Annotated in this window: 12 protein-coding genes and 1 pseudogene; 10 read left to right on the top strand and 3 right to left on the bottom strand. The window is 69.3% G+C overall.

What is annotated here, in order from left to right; genetic code table 11:
* Positions 1–95: 95 nt before the first annotated feature.
* The 6 genes from ACM14_RS22815 to ACM14_RS22790 all read left to right on the top strand — a co-directional run bounded on the left by ACM14_RS22815 (position 96) and on the right by ACM14_RS22790 (position 5,544).
* On the top strand, positions 96–455 hold the full coding sequence (locus ACM14_RS22815) for a hypothetical protein (protein WP_012202490.1): 360 nt from the start codon (positions 96–98) through the stop codon (positions 453–455).
* A 128-nt stretch (positions 456–583) separates the two neighbouring features.
* The gene (locus ACM14_RS22810; RefSeq protein ID WP_065347379.1) at positions 584–1,534 is read left to right on the top strand and encodes an AEC family transporter; all 951 of its coding nucleotides are present in this window, start codon (positions 584–586) and stop codon (positions 1,532–1,534) included.
* Between the two features lie 101 nt (positions 1,535–1,635).
* A complete protein-coding gene (locus ACM14_RS22805; RefSeq protein ID WP_065347378.1) occupies positions 1,636–3,255 on the top strand; it encodes a glycosyltransferase family 39 protein in 1,620 nt (539 codons plus the stop codon).
* Positions 3,252–4,256 (top strand): glycosyltransferase family 2 protein, encoded by a 1,005-nt coding sequence (locus ACM14_RS22800; RefSeq protein WP_012202493.1) that lies wholly within the window; start codon positions 3,252–3,254, stop codon positions 4,254–4,256. Before ACM14_RS22805 ends, ACM14_RS22800 begins: the two co-directional genes overlap by 4 nt.
* A 2-nt stretch (positions 4,257–4,258) precedes the next feature.
* Positions 4,259–4,681 (top strand): GtrA family protein, encoded by a 423-nt coding sequence (locus ACM14_RS22795; protein WP_012202494.1) that lies wholly within the window; start codon positions 4,259–4,261, stop codon positions 4,679–4,681.
* The gene (locus ACM14_RS22790) at positions 4,678–5,544 is read left to right on the top strand and encodes a ChbG/HpnK family deacetylase (protein ID WP_043824320.1); all 867 of its coding nucleotides are present in this window, start codon (positions 4,678–4,680) and stop codon (positions 5,542–5,544) included. Before ACM14_RS22795 ends, ACM14_RS22790 begins: the two co-directional genes overlap by 4 nt.
* A gap of 183 nt (positions 5,545–5,727) precedes the next feature.
* On the opposite strand, the gene ACM14_RS22785 is transcribed toward ACM14_RS22790, so the two are convergent.
* The 3 genes from ACM14_RS22785 to hemE all read right to left on the bottom strand — a co-directional run bounded on the left by ACM14_RS22785 (position 5,728) and on the right by hemE (position 10,926).
* The gene (locus ACM14_RS22785; RefSeq protein WP_043824343.1) at positions 5,728–6,864 is read right to left on the bottom strand and encodes an asparaginase; all 1,137 of its coding nucleotides are present in this window, start codon (positions 6,862–6,864) and stop codon (positions 5,728–5,730) included.
* Between the two features lie 223 nt (positions 6,865–7,087).
* The gene (gene priA, locus ACM14_RS22780; RefSeq protein ID WP_065347390.1) at positions 7,088–9,289 is read right to left on the bottom strand and encodes a primosomal protein N'; all 2,202 of its coding nucleotides are present in this window, start codon (positions 9,287–9,289) and stop codon (positions 7,088–7,090) included.
* A gap of 524 nt (positions 9,290–9,813) precedes the next feature.
* The gene (hemE, locus tag ACM14_RS22775) at positions 9,814–10,926 is read right to left on the bottom strand and encodes a uroporphyrinogen decarboxylase (protein ID WP_013800317.1); all 1,113 of its coding nucleotides are present in this window, start codon (positions 10,924–10,926) and stop codon (positions 9,814–9,816) included.
* 177 nt (positions 10,927–11,103) lie between these two features.
* Between hemE and ACM14_RS22770 the strand changes: the two genes are divergently transcribed.
* The 4 genes and pseudogenes from ACM14_RS22770 to ACM14_RS22755 form a co-directional block, all read left to right on the top strand.
* Positions 11,104–12,093 carry a tripartite tricarboxylate transporter substrate-binding protein gene (locus ACM14_RS22770; protein ID WP_065347377.1) on the top strand — a complete coding sequence of 330 codons (990 nt, stop codon included), beginning with the start codon at positions 11,104–11,106 and terminating at the stop codon, positions 12,091–12,093.
* A 231-nt stretch (positions 12,094–12,324) separates the two neighbouring features.
* Positions 12,325–13,107 carry an enoyl-CoA hydratase-related protein gene (locus tag ACM14_RS22765; protein WP_065347376.1) on the top strand — a complete coding sequence of 261 codons (783 nt, stop codon included), beginning with the start codon at positions 12,325–12,327 and terminating at the stop codon, positions 13,105–13,107.
* An 11-nt stretch (positions 13,108–13,118) separates the two neighbouring features.
* The gene (paaI, locus tag ACM14_RS22760) at positions 13,119–13,586 is read left to right on the top strand and encodes a hydroxyphenylacetyl-CoA thioesterase PaaI (protein WP_065347375.1); all 468 of its coding nucleotides are present in this window, start codon (positions 13,119–13,121) and stop codon (positions 13,584–13,586) included.
* Positions 13,587–13,597: 11 nt separating this feature from the next.
* Positions 13,598–14,155 (top strand): annotated as a pseudogene (locus tag ACM14_RS22755) (phenylacetate--CoA ligase); the annotation flags it as partial.

The following is a 14,155-nucleotide window of genomic DNA, read 5'->3' as shown; positions in this document are numbered from 1 at the left end:
GCGGCATCCGCTGCAGAAGTTTGGTTTTCTTCCCCCGAGGAGCGGGCGCGGTGGTCCATCGCACAGCCTGCCCTTGCTATTTGAAAAGGTGGCATATGGCTTCGATACATGATTCTCTGAACGGCCTGCTGGGCATCGATGGCGCCCTGTGCGCGGCCCTGGTGGACAGCACCAGCGGCATGCTCATGGGCAGCGTGGGCTCCGGCCTCGACATGGAGCTGGCCGCTGCCGGCAACACGGAGGTGGTGCGCGCCAAGCTCAAGACCATGCGCATGCTCAAGCTCGATGACGCCATCGACGACATCCTGATCACCCTGACGCACCAGTACCACATCATCCGGCCCGTGGCCGCCCATGAAGGTGTGTTCTTCTACCTGGTGCTGGACAAGAGCCGCTCCAATCTGGCGCTGGCCCGCCGCAAGGTGCAGGACGTCGAGAAGGACCTGGCGCTGTAAGCGCACGCGCTTGTTGCGCTCACGCCCGTCCTGCCGGATGCGTATTCCGGCAGGTTTTTTTTCGCCCGGCGTCCGCGCGGTGACACGGGCGCGCGGCAGCGGCACCGGCTTGCTGCCAGAATCGCCGCGTGCTGTCCGTTCTGCTGATCACCTTCCCCTTCTTCGCGCTTGTGGCCTGCGGCTTTGCGGCCACCTGGCGTGGCGTGCTGCCGCAGGCGGCGATACCGGGGCTCAATGCCTTCGTGCTGTATTTCGCGCTGCCCTGCATGCTGTTCCGCTTTGGCGCGCAGACGCCGATTGCACAGTTGCTGGATGTGGGCGTCTCCGTGGTCTACCTGCTGTGCGCGCTGCTGATGGTGGGCGCCACCGTGGCGCTGACCGTGCGGCGCGTGGGCTGGAACGATGCGGCCTTTGGCGCGCTGGTGGCGGCCTTTCCCAATACCGGCTTCATGGGCGTGCCCATGCTGGTGGCGCTGCTGGGCGAGCGTGCGGCGGGCCCGGTCATCGTCACCATGGCCATCGACATGGTGGTGACCACTTCGCTGTGCATTGCGCTTTCGCGCCTGGGGCTGCCGGGCGGGCATGGCATGTCCGTGGCGCTGCGCAGGGCGTTTGCCGGCATGGCCGCCAATCCCATGCCCTGGGCCATCGTGCTGGGTGGCGTGGCCTCGGGGGCAGGCTGGACGCTGCCCGGTCCCATCGACCGCACCGTGGCCATGCTGGCGGGCGCGGCCTCGCCCGTGGCGCTGTTCACCATTGGCGCCGTGCTGGCGCGCTCGCAGATGAACAGCCACGAGCGCGTGGCCGCGCGCGACTACGTGCCCATTGCGCTGGCCAAGCTGCTGGTCCACCCGCTGCTGGTCTGGGCCGTGGCCCGTGCGGCCATGGCGCTGGGCCTGCCGCTCGGCGAAGAGGCCTTTGTGGCGCTGGTGCTGCTGGCCGCGCTGCCCAGCGCCAGCAATGTATCGCTGCTGACCGAGCGCTTCGGGGCGCACGGCGGGCGCGTGGCCCGCATCATCCTGGTGTCCACGGTGCTGGCCTTCCTGAGCTTCTCGGGCGCCGTGGCGCTGATGACCTGAGCAGGCCCCGGGCACACCTGAGCGGCAGGCCCGGGGCGCACGGGCATGCTGGTGCTCACTACAATCCCGCCCATGTTTTTTCACCACCTCGACGGGATCGCATGAAATCCTCCCCCTCTGCCCCGGCAGGCGTTCCCGCGGGCGCGGCCCTGCTCTGGATGGTGACGCTGGCCTGCCTGCTCTGGGCCCTGGTGTCCTGGCTGGCCAATGGCAATCTGGACGGCTACCACGACATGCTGGAGAACTATGCCTGGGCCCAGCCGCTGCAGCTGGGCACGCACAAGCATCCGCCGTTCTTCGCCTGGGTGGTCGGCCTGTGGTTCATGGTGTTCCCGCAGAACGACGGCTTCTATCGCCTGCTGTCCTATGCCAATGTGGGCGTGGGCATCTGGGGCGTCTACGTGCTGGGCAGGCGCCTGGGGCTGGCGCGCCTGGCGCCGCTGGGCGCGGCCCTGTTGCTGTGGTGCTTTCCGTATACCACGCTGGCCGGCAAGTTCAACGCCAACAGCCAGCTGCTGTCCCTGTGGCCCTGGGCGGCGGCCCTGCTGCTGGCCAGCTGGCAGGAAAAGGGCGCGCGCGGCGTGGCCTTCAGCGTGGCGCTGGGCGTGGTCTCGGCCGCCTGCATGCTCAGCAAGTACTACAGCGGCGTGTTCCTGGCCGGTTTCCTGCTGCCCATCTTCCTGGTGCGTGAAGGGCGCCAGTGGCTGCTCACACCCCGGCCCTACGTGGCGCTGGCAGCCTTTGGCCTGGCGCTGGCGCCGCATGTGGCCTGGATTGCCCACCACCAGTGGGTGACGCTGGGCTATGCCATGGACCAGGGCGGCGGGCAGGTGGTGTGGGGCTATGTGCTGCGCTTTGCGCTGGCGCCCATCTTCTACTGGCTGCCGGCCTGGCTGGCCGTGTGCCTGGTGTATGGCTTCATGCAGGCCCGCCAGCAAGGCGGCGGCTGGCTGCGCTGGAGTGCGCGTTTCCTGCGCCGCAGCTGGTGCTGGCAGGGGCGCGGCGACACGCTGTTCTGGCTGGCCCTCATGCCCTGGCTTGCGACGCTGGGCTTTGGCGCCACCGGCGTGGTGGAGCTGTCCACGCCCTGGGCCATTCCCATCGGCTATGCCTTCGTGCTGCTGTGGCTGCGCAACCTGGACGCCGAGGCGCCCGCCGTGACGCAGGCCGCGCTGGCCGCGCTGCGCCGCGCCTGGTGGCCGAGCATGGCCGTGGTGCTGGTGATCGGGCTGGCCGTGGGCTGGGGCAATGCGCGCAAGAGCGGCTCCGACTACTACCGCCCTGCGGCCGATGCGGCGCAGGCCATCGTGCTGTCCTGGAACCAGCGCCACCCGCAGCAGCCGCTGCAGTGGGTGGGCGGCGACTGGGCGGAAAACGCCATGCTGTCTTTCTATGCCCAGCCGCATCTGCGCACCATTCCCGGCCTGCCCGACAGCGAATATGCGCGCGTGCTGGCGCTGCCGGACTGGCGCCAGCAGCCCGGGCTGCTGCTGTGCCCGCGCGGCCCGGTGGCCAGCGAGCCCGGCCCGACCGCGAAATCGCGCGACTGCGAGCAGCAGGCGCAGGCCTGGCTGGCGAAGCTGGGCCTGCCGCAGGAGGCGCGTGTGCTCACGGTGCAACGCTCGGGCTGGCGTTTTCCTCGGCCCAGTCCCTATGCCTATGCGGTTTTTGACGTGTTGCCGCGCGCGGGCAGCCAGCCCGCTGACAATGCTGGCCTATGACCGAATTGCATGCTGACATTGCTCCGGCCGCTCCCAAGGGGATGCTGCCGCGCCCCCCGCTGCGGCTGAGCTGCGTGGTGCCAGCCCACAATGAAGAGGGCAACCTGGAGGCGTTCCTGCGCGCCCTGGACGCGACGGTGCGCACGCTGACGCCCGACTACGAGCTGATCGTCGTCAACGACGGCAGCCGTGACGCCACGCACGAGATCGCGCTGCGCATGGCCCAGGAACTGCCCGTGCGCTATCTGGCGCTGTCGCGCAACTTCGGCAAGGAGGCGGCGCTGTCGGCCGGCATAGACCATGCGCGCGGCAACGCCGTGGTGCTGATCGACGCCGACTTCCAGCATCCGCTGGAGATGCTGCCCCAGATGTGCGAGCTGTGGCAGTCCGGCTACGACATGGTCTATGGCGTGATCGCCGACCGGGGCGCCGAAAGCGGCGCCAAGCGCGTGGGCACCAACCTGTTCTACCGGCTCATGAATGCCGGCAACCTGGTGAAGATCCCGCCCAATGCCGGCGACTTCCGCTGGCTGGACCGCTGCGTGGCCGACGCGCTCAAGGCCCTGCCGGAGAGCCACCGCTTCATGAAGGGCCTGTACGCCTGGGTGGGCTTCAAGGCCGCGGCCCTGCCGTTCGTGCCGGCCGACCGCACGGCCGGGGCGTCCAGCTTCAATTTCCGGCGCCTGGGCTCGCTGGCCCTGCTGGGGCTGACCTCGTTCACCACCTTGCCGCTGCGCGTGTGGAGCGTGGTGGGCGGGATCATCTCGCTGGCGGCCCTGCTCTACGGCCTGTGGATCACCATGGAGACGCTGATCTTCGGCAACCCGCTGGACGGCTGGCCCACGCTGGCGGCCAGCATCATGCTGTTCTCGGGCGTGCAGCTGATGTCCATCGGCATCCTGGGCGAGTACATCGGCCGGATCTATGACGAGGTCAAGCGCCGTCCCACCTACCTGCTGGCGCGCGACGAAGACCGCAGCCCGCTGGCGCCACGGGACTAGCCATGCACGACGTGATCGCACAACTGCGCCGCCTGCCGCAGGCGCTGCAGTTCGTGCTGGTAGGGGGCTGCGCGGCCGCCACGCACCTGGCCGTGGTCGCCCTGCTGGTGCAACGGGTGGGCATGGCGCCGCTGCATGCCAACGTGCTGGCCTTTCTCGTGGCCTTCGTGGTCAGCTACAACGGCCATGCGCTGTTCACCTTCGTGCAGGCAGGGGCGCAAGGCTGGGCCGTGGCCGGCAAGTACTTCGCCGTGGCCTGTGCCTCCTTCGTGGCCAACGAGCTGCTGTACTGGGTGGCCCTGCACTGGCTGCACTGGCACTATTTCTGGAGCCTGGCCCTGGTGCTGGTGCTGGTGGCGGTGGGCACCTTCGTCTTCGCCAAGTTCTGGGCCTTTGCGGCCCCCGGCCGCAAGGAATCCTCATGAACACCGTACCTGCCAGAAACAACGGGGAGAAGGCCTCGGCCAGAACCGTCGTCCTGTGCGCCGACGACTATGCGCTGCACCCCCTGGTCGATGAAGCCGTGGAGCAGCTCACGCTGCAGGGCCGGCTGTCGGCCACCAGCTGCATGACCACCTCGCCGCACTGGAGGCAGGCCGCCAGGCGCCTGCCCGCGCTGCGCCCGCGCCTGTCGCTGGGCCTGCACTTCAACCTGACCGAAGGCCACGGCCTGCAGCCCGCCGCCGGCATCGGTGCCGTGATCGCGCGCGCCTATGCCGGCGCACTCGGCGGCGCCGCCATGCGCGACGCCTGGCGCCGCCAGCTCGACGCCTTCGAGGACGCGCTGGGCATGGCCCCCGACTTCATCGACGGCCACCAGCACGTGCACCAGCTCCCCGGCGTGCGCGCCGCGCTGGTGCAGGAATTGCGCCAGCGCTATGGCGACAACGCCGACGACCTGCCCTGGGTCCGCTCCACCACCCCGGCCGGCCAGCTCTGGCGCGACCCCAAGGCCGCCATCATCGCCCTGCTGGGCGGCTGGACCACCACCCGCCGCCTGCGCCGCCAGGGCGTGCCGCTCAACCACGGCTTCGGCGGCGTCTACGCCTTCGACCAGCCCACGCCCGAAGGCTATGGCCGCCACATGGCCCAATGGCTGGCCCAGCTGCAGCCCGGCAGCCTCATGATGTGCCACCCCGCCACCGCCCCCGTCCAGGGCGACGCCATAGGCGCCCAGCGCGCCGTCGAATACGCCTACCTGCGCTCCGACGCCTTCGCCCAGGCCCTCGAACAGGCGCACTGCCACATCGCCCAAGGCCCCCTGACCCCGCTGTTTACATCGAACTAAGAAGCGGCAATAGAAAAAGCCCGGCCAAAAATGGACCGGGCCATGTGGGCGCAGCGCAAAAAACCGGCGAGGCCCAAAGCAAGGGACAGCAAGCAAGGGCCGCCCCGCAGCGAGGCTGTCGTCCCCCTCCCCCGCGAAGCGGGTAGAGAGGGGGAAGGCGCGCCAGCGCCTCAGGGGGTGCTATCAGTACTCCCAGAAGATGCGCTGCAACTGCTTCGTGTCCTGCGTCTTGGTCAGGGCCACGGCCGCCAGCAGGCGCGCCTTCTGCGGGTTCAGGTCATGGGCGACGACCCAGTCGTACTTGTCATCGGGCTGCTCGGCATTGCGCAGCACGAAGCCGGCCGGCACGCGCGAGCTGCGCACCACGATCACGCCCTTTTGGCGCAGTTCATTGAGCTTGGGCACGATGCGGTCGGCCACCGAGCCATTGCCCGTGCCTGCATGCACGATGGCCTTGACGCCGGCCTTGCCCAGCGCGTCGATGGCCGTGGCGGGCACGTTGCCGTAGCCATAGACGATGTCCACGGCGGGCAGGTCGGTGATCTGCTCGATGTTGAACTCGCTGCCCCTGGTGTGGCGCTTGACGGGGGCGCGGAACCAGTAGGTCTTGCCCTCGACCACCATGCCCAGCGGGCCCCACTGGCTGGCGAAGGCATTGGTCTTGATGTTGGTGAGCTTGGCGACATCGCGCGCGGAGTCGATGTTGTCGTTCATGCTGACCAGCACGCCCTTGCCCGCCGAGTCCTTGGACGCGGCCGTGGCCACGGCGCCCAGCAGGTTCAGCGCACCGTCGGCCGAGATGGCCGTGCCGGGGCGCATGGAGCCGACCATGACGATGGGCTTGTCGGTGGGCACCACCAGGTTCAGGAAGTAGCCGGTTTCCTCCAGCGTGTCCGTGCCGTGGGTGACGACGATGCCGTCCACGCCGGGCTGCTTGGCCAGTTCGTTGACGCGGCGGGCCAGCGTCAGCAGTTCCTTGTTGGTGAAGCTCTCGGAGGCGATCTGGAAGACCTGCTCGCCGGACACGTTGGCGATGTTGCTCAGCTCGGGCAGGCCGGCCAGCAGCTTGTCCACGGGCACCTTGGCGGCCGTGTAGGTGGCGCTGTTGACGGCGCTGGCGCCCGCGCCGGCAATGGTGCCGCCCGTGGCCAGGACGACCACGTTGGGCTTGCCGGCCTGTGCGGTGGGAGCGGGGGCAGGGGCGGTCGCCGTGGCGGGCGCTGCGGCTGCGGGGGCCTGGCTGGCGCCGGGCTGGGACGCGCAGCCTGCCAGCGCAAGCGCGACGGCCATCAAGGTCATACGGAAGGGGGTGAACGGCATGTATCGCTCCTGGAAAGGCATTGAATGATCCAGCCTTGTGGGCTGAATGCGGCACGATGCAATAAACATGCCCCGCCTGCATCAGCGCAAATCCCGATGGGAGCGGCGCGGCGAATGCGCTAAAAGCGCTTCCGAAAAAGGAGCGGTGAACGCTTTACGGGATTGCGCCCAAGGCCTGAAAGGCTTGAGGTTTTTTGGGGCCGTTCCAAAGGCCGTGCCACGCTCAGATGGCCAGCGGGTCCACGTCCACCAGCCAGCGCACCAGGGCGCGGTGCCCGGGCTGTGCCCTGATCCAGTGCAGGTGCGTCTGCCAGGCCCAGAGAAAGCGCAGCAGGGCGGGCCGCTGGGCCGACTCGATCAGCATCTGCGCGCGCTCCACATTGGCCACGCGCTGCACGGACATGGGAATGGGCGGGTAGAGAAAGACATCGTCCACATGGGGCAGGCCGGCCTGGCGGGCGGCCTCGGCCGCAGCGGACAGGAAGGCCTGGGCGGCTTCCTGGGTGCGCGCATCGGCCCGCACGATGGCCTGGAAGGCGAAGGGCGGCATGCCCGCATCGCGCCGCTCGCGCAACTGGCGCGCGGCGAAGGCCGGGTAGTCGTGCGAGCGCAGCGCGGTGTAGACGGGGTGGGACGGGTCGTGCGTCTGTATCCACATCTCCGGGTGGCTGCCCTGGGCGGCCACGTAGTGTGCGTCGCGTCCTGCGCGGCCGGCGGCCTGCATCAGCAGGCTGAACAGGCGCTCGGGCGCTCGGTAGTCGCTGGAGAAAAGAGCGCTGTCGGGCTGCACGGCGGCTACCAGGGTGATGCGCCGGAAGTCATGGCCCTTGGCCACCATCTGGGTGCCCACCAGCACGTCGATGTCGCCCGCATGCACCTGGGCCAGTTGCTCCTCCAGCGCGCCCTTGGCGCGCGTGGTGTCGGCGTCGATGCGCGCCACGCGGGCGGGCTCGCGGTCGGGACGCTGCACATTGCGCAGCAGGCGGGCCAGTTCTTCCTCCAGCTGCTCCGTGCCCTTGCCCAGCGGCAGGATGTCGGGATTGCCGCAGCCGGGGCAGGCCATGGGCACGCGCTGGGTGTAGCCGCAGTGGTGGCAGCGCAGCGTGCGGTCGGCCTTGTGGAAGACCTGGTGGGCGCTGCAGTGCGGGCAGTCGCTTTTCCAGCCGCAGTCGGCGCAGAACAGCACGGGCGCGAAGCCGCGGCGGTTGAGCAGCACCAGGCTTTGCTCGCCGCGCTGCACGCGCTCGGTGATGGCATCGATCAGCGGCGGCGAGAACACGGCCTTGCGCGGCTGCTGGCCCATGTCCACCAGGCGCACGCGCGGCAGGGCGGCCGCGCCGATGCGGCTGGGCATGTGCAGGCGCAGGTAGCGGCCGCCCTGCGGCTCGTCGGCATTGGGCGGGCGGCTGGCGTGCCAGCTCTCCAGCGACGGCGTGGCACTGCCCAGGATGACCTTGGCGCCGGTATCGCGCGCGCGCCAGATGGCGAGGTCGCGCGCCGAGTAGCGTGCGCCTTCCTGCTGCTTGTAGCTGGCGTCGTGCTCCTCGTCCACCACGATGAGCGACAGGCCCGGCAGGCTGGCGAAGACCGACATGCGCGTGCCCAGCACGATGCGCGCCACGCCGGTGTGCGCGGCCAGCCAGCTCTTGAGCCGCTGGGGGTTGGTCATTGCGCTGTGCATGCTGACCACGCAGGCGGCGCCGTACTGCGGCGCGAAGCGCTCCGTGAAGCGCTGCTCCAGCTGGGGCGTGAGGTTGATCTCGGGCACCATCACCAGCACCTGGGCGCCGGGGTCGGCATCCAGCGCGGCCTGGGTGGCTCTCAGATAGACCTCGGTCTTGCCGCTGCCCGTGCTGCCGAAGAGCAGAAAGGGGCCGGGATGGGCGGCGATCTGCGTGAAGACGTCGGCCTGCTCGGCGCTGAGGACGATGGGGGGAATGTCTGCGGCGGCCGGGGCCGGTGCAGGCGCTGATGCAGGCGCAGTGCCAGGCGCCTGTTGCGCCTGTTCCTCTTTTGCAGCCTTGGCCGCTCTCTTCGCCGCGGCCTTGGTCGGCCTGAGCCGGCGCGCCAGTTGCTCGGCCGTCATCTCGCGCAGTTGCGGGGGCAGGGCCGTCACGGCGATTTCGCCCACGCTGCGCTGGTAGTAGTAGGCGGCGAAGGCCACCAGCCGGCGCCAGGCGGCCGGCAGCGGCGCAATGCCCTGCAGCACGGCGGCGACGGGGCGCAGCTCCACGCCTTCGGGCATGGCGGGGGGGCGGGGCGGGGCGTCCCAGACCACGCCCAGCAGGTCCCGGCGACCCAGGGGCACGCGCACCAGGGTGCCCGCCTCCAGGGGCTGGTCGCAGGTGTAGCTCAGCAGTTCGCCCACGGCGCTGTGCGCCGGCGTCTGGACGGCGACATGGACGGTGTGGGCGGGGAGGGACATGCGAATGCGGGGAAAGCGGGGCCTGAAAACGCGGGCGCCGCACGGCAGGGCCTGCGGCAACCAAGCCGCCAAGCATAAGCCTTTGGCGCTGCCCGGAGCCTGGGTGCGGCGTTCTACACCAGACGCCCCGGCCGGTGACTGCGGGTTTCTGGGTATATCGTCAATTTCTGTGGATAACTTTGTGGGGATTATTCGGATCTATGGGCATGCACCTGCTTATCCGGCCTTGCCAATCGGTGCATGCTGAAAATGTTGCTATCAAAAAATTTATTCAAAAACAATGGCTTATATCGATATGTCGCCGGCGTGCAGGCGCGGATGACAACTGCAACTCCTAGGGCCTCGCTCGGATTTTTCTGTGCATAAGATGGTCTGTGGCCATCTTGTGCAGCAAGCGGCTGTCGGGTACCCGGCTTGTGGACAGCGGGGCCTTGCCGGGCCGTTGGCGGCCCCGGCAGGGGCCGGCGCTGCGCTGGCGTCCGGCCCTGGGGTTCGGGAGAAGCGGGGGCGGGGAGGCGGCTCGCTCAGCGCTGGCGCAGGGCGCGCGAATGGCTGTGCACGGTCTCCACCAGCGCCGCCACATGCTCGGGCGGCGTGAACTGGCTGATGCCGTGGCCCAGGTTGAAGATGTGCGTGGGGCCCGTGGTGGTCCTGTCGGTGTGCGGAGCGCCGAAGCTGTCGAGCACGGCGCGCGCCTGCTCGGCCACGCGTTCGGGCGGTGCGAACAGCACATTGGGGTCGATGTTGCCCTGCAGCGCCTTGCCGGGTCCGCCCACCTCGCCGCCGACGATGGCGCGGGCGCGGGCCAGGTTGGCCGTCCAGTCCAGGCCCAGCACCTCGCAGTCCAGGTCCTTCATGTCGGGCAGCCAGATGCCGCCGCCCTTGGTGAAGACGATGCGCGGCACGTCCTGCCCATCGACGCCCGTGCGCTTGAGTCCGGCCAGCACGCGCTTGGTATAGGCCAGGCTGAATTCCTGAAAGGCGCCGTCGGCCAGCACACCGCCCCAGCTGTCGAACACCATCACGGCCTGGGCGCCCGCATCGATCTGGGCGTTGAGGTAGGCGGCCACGCTGTCGGCGTTGACGGACAGGATGCGGTGCATCAGGTCGGGGCGCGCATACATCAGGCTCTTGACCAGGCGGTAGTCGTCGCTGCCCTTGCCCTCGACCATGTAGCAGGCCAGGGTCCAGGGGCTGCCCGAGAAACCGATCAGCGGCACGCGGCCATCGAGCGCGCGGCGGATGCTGGTCACGGCGTCGAACACATAGCGCAGCTTGTCCATGTCGGGCACGGCCAGCTCGGCCACGGCGGCCTCGTCGCGCACCACCTTGGCAAAGCGCGGGCCTTCGCCTTCGGCAAAGGACAGGCCCAGGCCCATGGCGTCGGGCACGGTCAGGATGTCGGAGAACAGGATGGCCGCGTCGAGCGGGAAGCGCTCCAGTGGCTGCAGCGTGACCTCGGTGGCGTAGTCCACGTTGGTGGCCAGGCCCATGAAGCTGCCGGCCCGGGCGCGCGTGGCCTTGTATTCGGGGAGATAGCGGCCCGCCTGGCGCATCAGCCACAGCGGCGTGTAGTCGGTGGCCTGGCGCCGGCAGGCGCGCAGGAAGGTGTCGTTGGTCAGGGGGGCGAAGCTCATGGTGGGCGATTGTCGCCGAGTCGGCTTCGCCAGGCTGTCGCGATGCCCGAGCAGCGCAGGGCGTCTTGCCTCGGGTTAACCCTGGTCAATATCGGCGGCAACGGGCTTTTTGAGGCCGCTACATTGTGCGGCGTGCGTTCCGCACGGGAATCCGTCCATGCAAGGAGAGAGTTTGCGATGCAGCGAAGAACCCTGACCCAGATCCTGGCCCTGGCCCCGGCTGTTTCGGCCGCCAGCTGGCTGGCTGGAAGTGCCACGGCGGCCGAGCCGCTGTTTCCGGGCAAGGCGCCGCTGCGCATCATCGTGGGCTACCCGCCCGGTGGCGCCACCGACCGCGTGGCGCGCATCGTTGCCGACAAGCTGCAGGCGCGCGTGGGCTCGCCCGTGGTGGTGGAGAACAAGCCCGGCGCGGGCGGCCGCCTGTCGGCCCAGTATGTGAAGAACGCGCCGGCCTCCCAGCCCGCGCTGCTGCTGGCCAACCCGGCCGTGATGCTGGTGGCGCCCCTGGTGTTCCCCGACTCGGGCTACGACCCCGACAAGGACTTCCGCCCGGTCAGCGAGGTCAATCGCTACGAATTCGGCGTGGCCGTGGCCAGTGCCGTGCCCGTCAGGCAGCTGTCGCACCTGCTGGCCTGGCTGCGTGCCAATCCGCAGCAGGCCAACGTGGGCGTGCCGGCCACGGGCAGCCTGCCGCACTTCTTCTCGCTGATGCTGGGCGAGGCCGCCAAGGTCCGGACCGAAACCGTGGGCTACAAGGGCTCGGCCCCGCTGCTGACCGACCTGGTGGGTGGCCAGGTGCCGCTGGCCATCGACACCTTCGACGTGCTGCTGCCCCAGCACGAGGCCGGCAAGATCCGCGTGCTGGCCGTGTCGGGCGAACGCCGCAGCACCATGGCGCCGGACATACCCACGCTCAAGGAATCGGGCCTGAACCTGTCGGGCATGGGCTGGAACACCTTGTTCGCGCCGCAGAGCATGGCGCCCGACATTGCCGAGCGCCTGTCGCGCATGGTGCAGGAGATCATGAAGGAGCCCGACACGCGCCAGAAATTCGAGGCCAGCCGGCTCACCCCGGTCTCCAGCAGCAGCGCGCAGACGGCCGAGATGCTCAAGGCCTACCGCGCGCAGTGGACGCCGGTGGTGCAGCGCTCGGGTTTCAAGCCCTGAACCTTCAAGAAAAATGGCCCGTGCGGGCCTTTTTTCATCGCCGGGCCGCCCCAAGATGAAAAACGCCCCCTCGGGGGGCAGCGTGGGGGTCATTTTTCATGGGGCCTAGGGGTTTCCTCGGTGCCTGGGCGCTTGTGGTGGAAAGGGTCTGGCGACTAACATTTACCGACCATTCGGTAAATTATGTTTGATCTGCCGCATAAAGACGGCAGACAGGCCACGGAGACTTTCATGCCCCCATCGCTGGTTCTGGTTGAGCAGCAAGACGCCGTCCGCACCCTGGTGCTGAACCGCCCCGACGCGCTCAACAGCTTCAACGCGCAGCTGCACGAGCAGCTGCTTTCGGCCCTGGAGCAGGCCGCCGGCGATGCCACGGTGCGCTGCGTGGTGCTCACGGGGGCGGGGCGCGGCTTTTGCGCGGGCCAGGATCTGTCCGACCCCGAGGCCGCGCCCGACCAGAACCTGGGCGACCTGATCGAGCGCCGCTACCAGCCGCTGTGCCTGCGGCTCAAGTCCATGCCCGTGCCCGTGGTGGCCGCCGTCAATGGCGTGGCCGCAGGCGCGGGCGCCAATATCGCGCTGGCCTGCGACCTGGTGCTGGCCGCACGCTCGGCCAGCTTCATCCAGGCCTTTGCCAAGATCGGCCTGGTGCCCGACTGCGGCGGCACCTGGCTGCTGCCGCGCCTGGTGGGCCGTGCGCGCGCCCTGGGCCTTGCGCTGCTGGGCGACAAGCTGCCTGCGGCCGAGGCCGAACGCATGGGCCTGATCTGGCGCTGCGTGGAAGATGCCGATTTGCGCAGCGAGGCCCAGGCCCTGGCCCAACGCCTGGCCGCCATGCCCGTGCGGGCCCTGGCGCGCACACGGGAGGCCATGGACTCGGCCCAACTGCTGGACTACGAGCATGCGCTCACGCGCGAGGCGCGCCAGCAGGGCCAGCTGGGCGCGGCCCACGACTACCAGGAGGGCGTGGCCGCCTTCCTGGGCAAGCGGGCTGCCGTGTTCTCGGACCGTTGAGGAGCGGCGCCATGCAAGACAACCACACCCCGGACGAAGCCGCACAGCGCCTGGCCGAGCAGGTGCGCGACGGCATGCTGGCGCGCGACCGCGCCGCGCAAGGCCTGGGCCTGCGCATCACGGACATTGCCCCCGGCGCGGCGCGCATGGAGATGGCCGTGCGCGACGACATGCTCAACGGCTTCGACATCTGCCACGGCGGCTTCATCACGGCGCTGGCCGACACGGCCTTTGCCTATGCCTGCAATGCGCGCAACGAGATGACGGTGGCCTCGGGCCTGAGCGTGGACTTCGTCGCGCCCGGCCGGCCCGGCGACGTGCTCACGGCCCAGGCCCGCGAAGTCTCGCGCGCAGGCCGCACCGGCGTCTATGACGTGCAGGTCACCAACCAGCGCCAGGAAGTGATCGCGCTGTTACGTGGCCGCTCGCACAGCTTCAAGGGCCGGCCCACCGTGCCCGGCCTGACAGAGCCCGCCTGAAGAGGTCCGCCATGTCCCAGCAGCGCCCCGCCCCCGGCGACCTCGACGCCATCGAAACCGCCAGCCGCGACGAGATCGCCTCGCTGCAGCTGCTGCGCCTGCGCTGGTCGCTGCAGCATGCCTACGACAACGTGCCGCACTACCGCCGCGCCTTCGACGAGAAGGGCGTGCATCCGTCCGACCTGCGCACGCTGTCCGACCTGGCCCGCTTTCCCTTCACCACCAAGAAGGACCTGCGCGAGAACTACCCGTTCGGCATGTTCGCCGTGCCGCGCCAGAAGGTGGCGCGCGTGCATGCCTCCTCGGGCACCACGGGCAAGCCCACGGTCGTGGGCTACACGTTGAATGACATCGACAACTGGGCCAACCTGGTGGCGCGCTCCATCCGCGCGGCGGGCGGGCGGCCCGGCGACATGGTGCATGTGGCCTATGGCTACGGCCTGTTCACGGGCGGCCTGGGCGCGCACTACGGCGCCGAGCGCGCGGGCTGCACCGTGGTGCCCATGTCGGGCGGGCAGACCGAAAAGCAGGTGCAGCTGATCCAGGATTTCCGGCCCGACATCATCATG

The sequence above is a fragment of the Delftia sp. JD2 genome (assembly GCF_001682645.1).
Taxonomy (GTDB): Bacteria; Pseudomonadota; Gammaproteobacteria; order Burkholderiales; family Burkholderiaceae_C; genus Comamonas; species Comamonas acidovorans.
The sequence above is the reverse complement of the archived record's forward strand: the minus strand, read 5'-3'. Positions and strand labels throughout refer to the sequence as shown.

Bases quoted from the DNA above. Each gene is read 5' to 3' on its own strand.
- ACM14_RS22770 (WP_065347377.1), top strand. From the start codon at position 11,104: ATGCAGCGAAGAACCCTGACCCAGATCCTGGCCCTGGCCCCGGCTGTT.
- ACM14_RS22805 (WP_065347378.1), top strand. From the start codon at position 1,636: ATGAAATCCTCCCCCTCTGCCCCGGCAGGCGTTCCCGCGGGCGCGGCC.
- ACM14_RS22790 (WP_043824320.1), top strand. From the start codon at position 4,678: ATGAACACCGTACCTGCCAGAAACAACGGGGAGAAGGCCTCGGCCAGA.
- hemE (WP_013800317.1), bottom strand. From the start codon at position 10,926: ATGAGCTTCGCCCCCCTGACCAACGACACCTTCCTGCGCGCCTGCCGG.
- ACM14_RS22815 (WP_012202490.1), top strand. From the start codon at position 96: ATGGCTTCGATACATGATTCTCTGAACGGCCTGCTGGGCATCGATGGC.
- priA (WP_065347390.1), bottom strand. From the start codon at position 9,289: ATGTCCCTCCCCGCCCACACCGTCCATGTCGCCGTCCAGACGCCGGCG.
- ACM14_RS22800 (WP_012202493.1), top strand. From the start codon at position 3,252: ATGACCGAATTGCATGCTGACATTGCTCCGGCCGCTCCCAAGGGGATG.
- ACM14_RS22765 (WP_065347376.1), top strand. From the start codon at position 12,325: ATGCCCCCATCGCTGGTTCTGGTTGAGCAGCAAGACGCCGTCCGCACC.
- ACM14_RS22785 (WP_043824343.1), bottom strand. From the start codon at position 6,864: ATGCCGTTCACCCCCTTCCGTATGACCTTGATGGCCGTCGCGCTTGCG.
- ACM14_RS22795 (WP_012202494.1), top strand. From the start codon at position 4,259: ATGCACGACGTGATCGCACAACTGCGCCGCCTGCCGCAGGCGCTGCAG.
- paaI (WP_065347375.1), top strand. From the start codon at position 13,119: ATGCAAGACAACCACACCCCGGACGAAGCCGCACAGCGCCTGGCCGAG.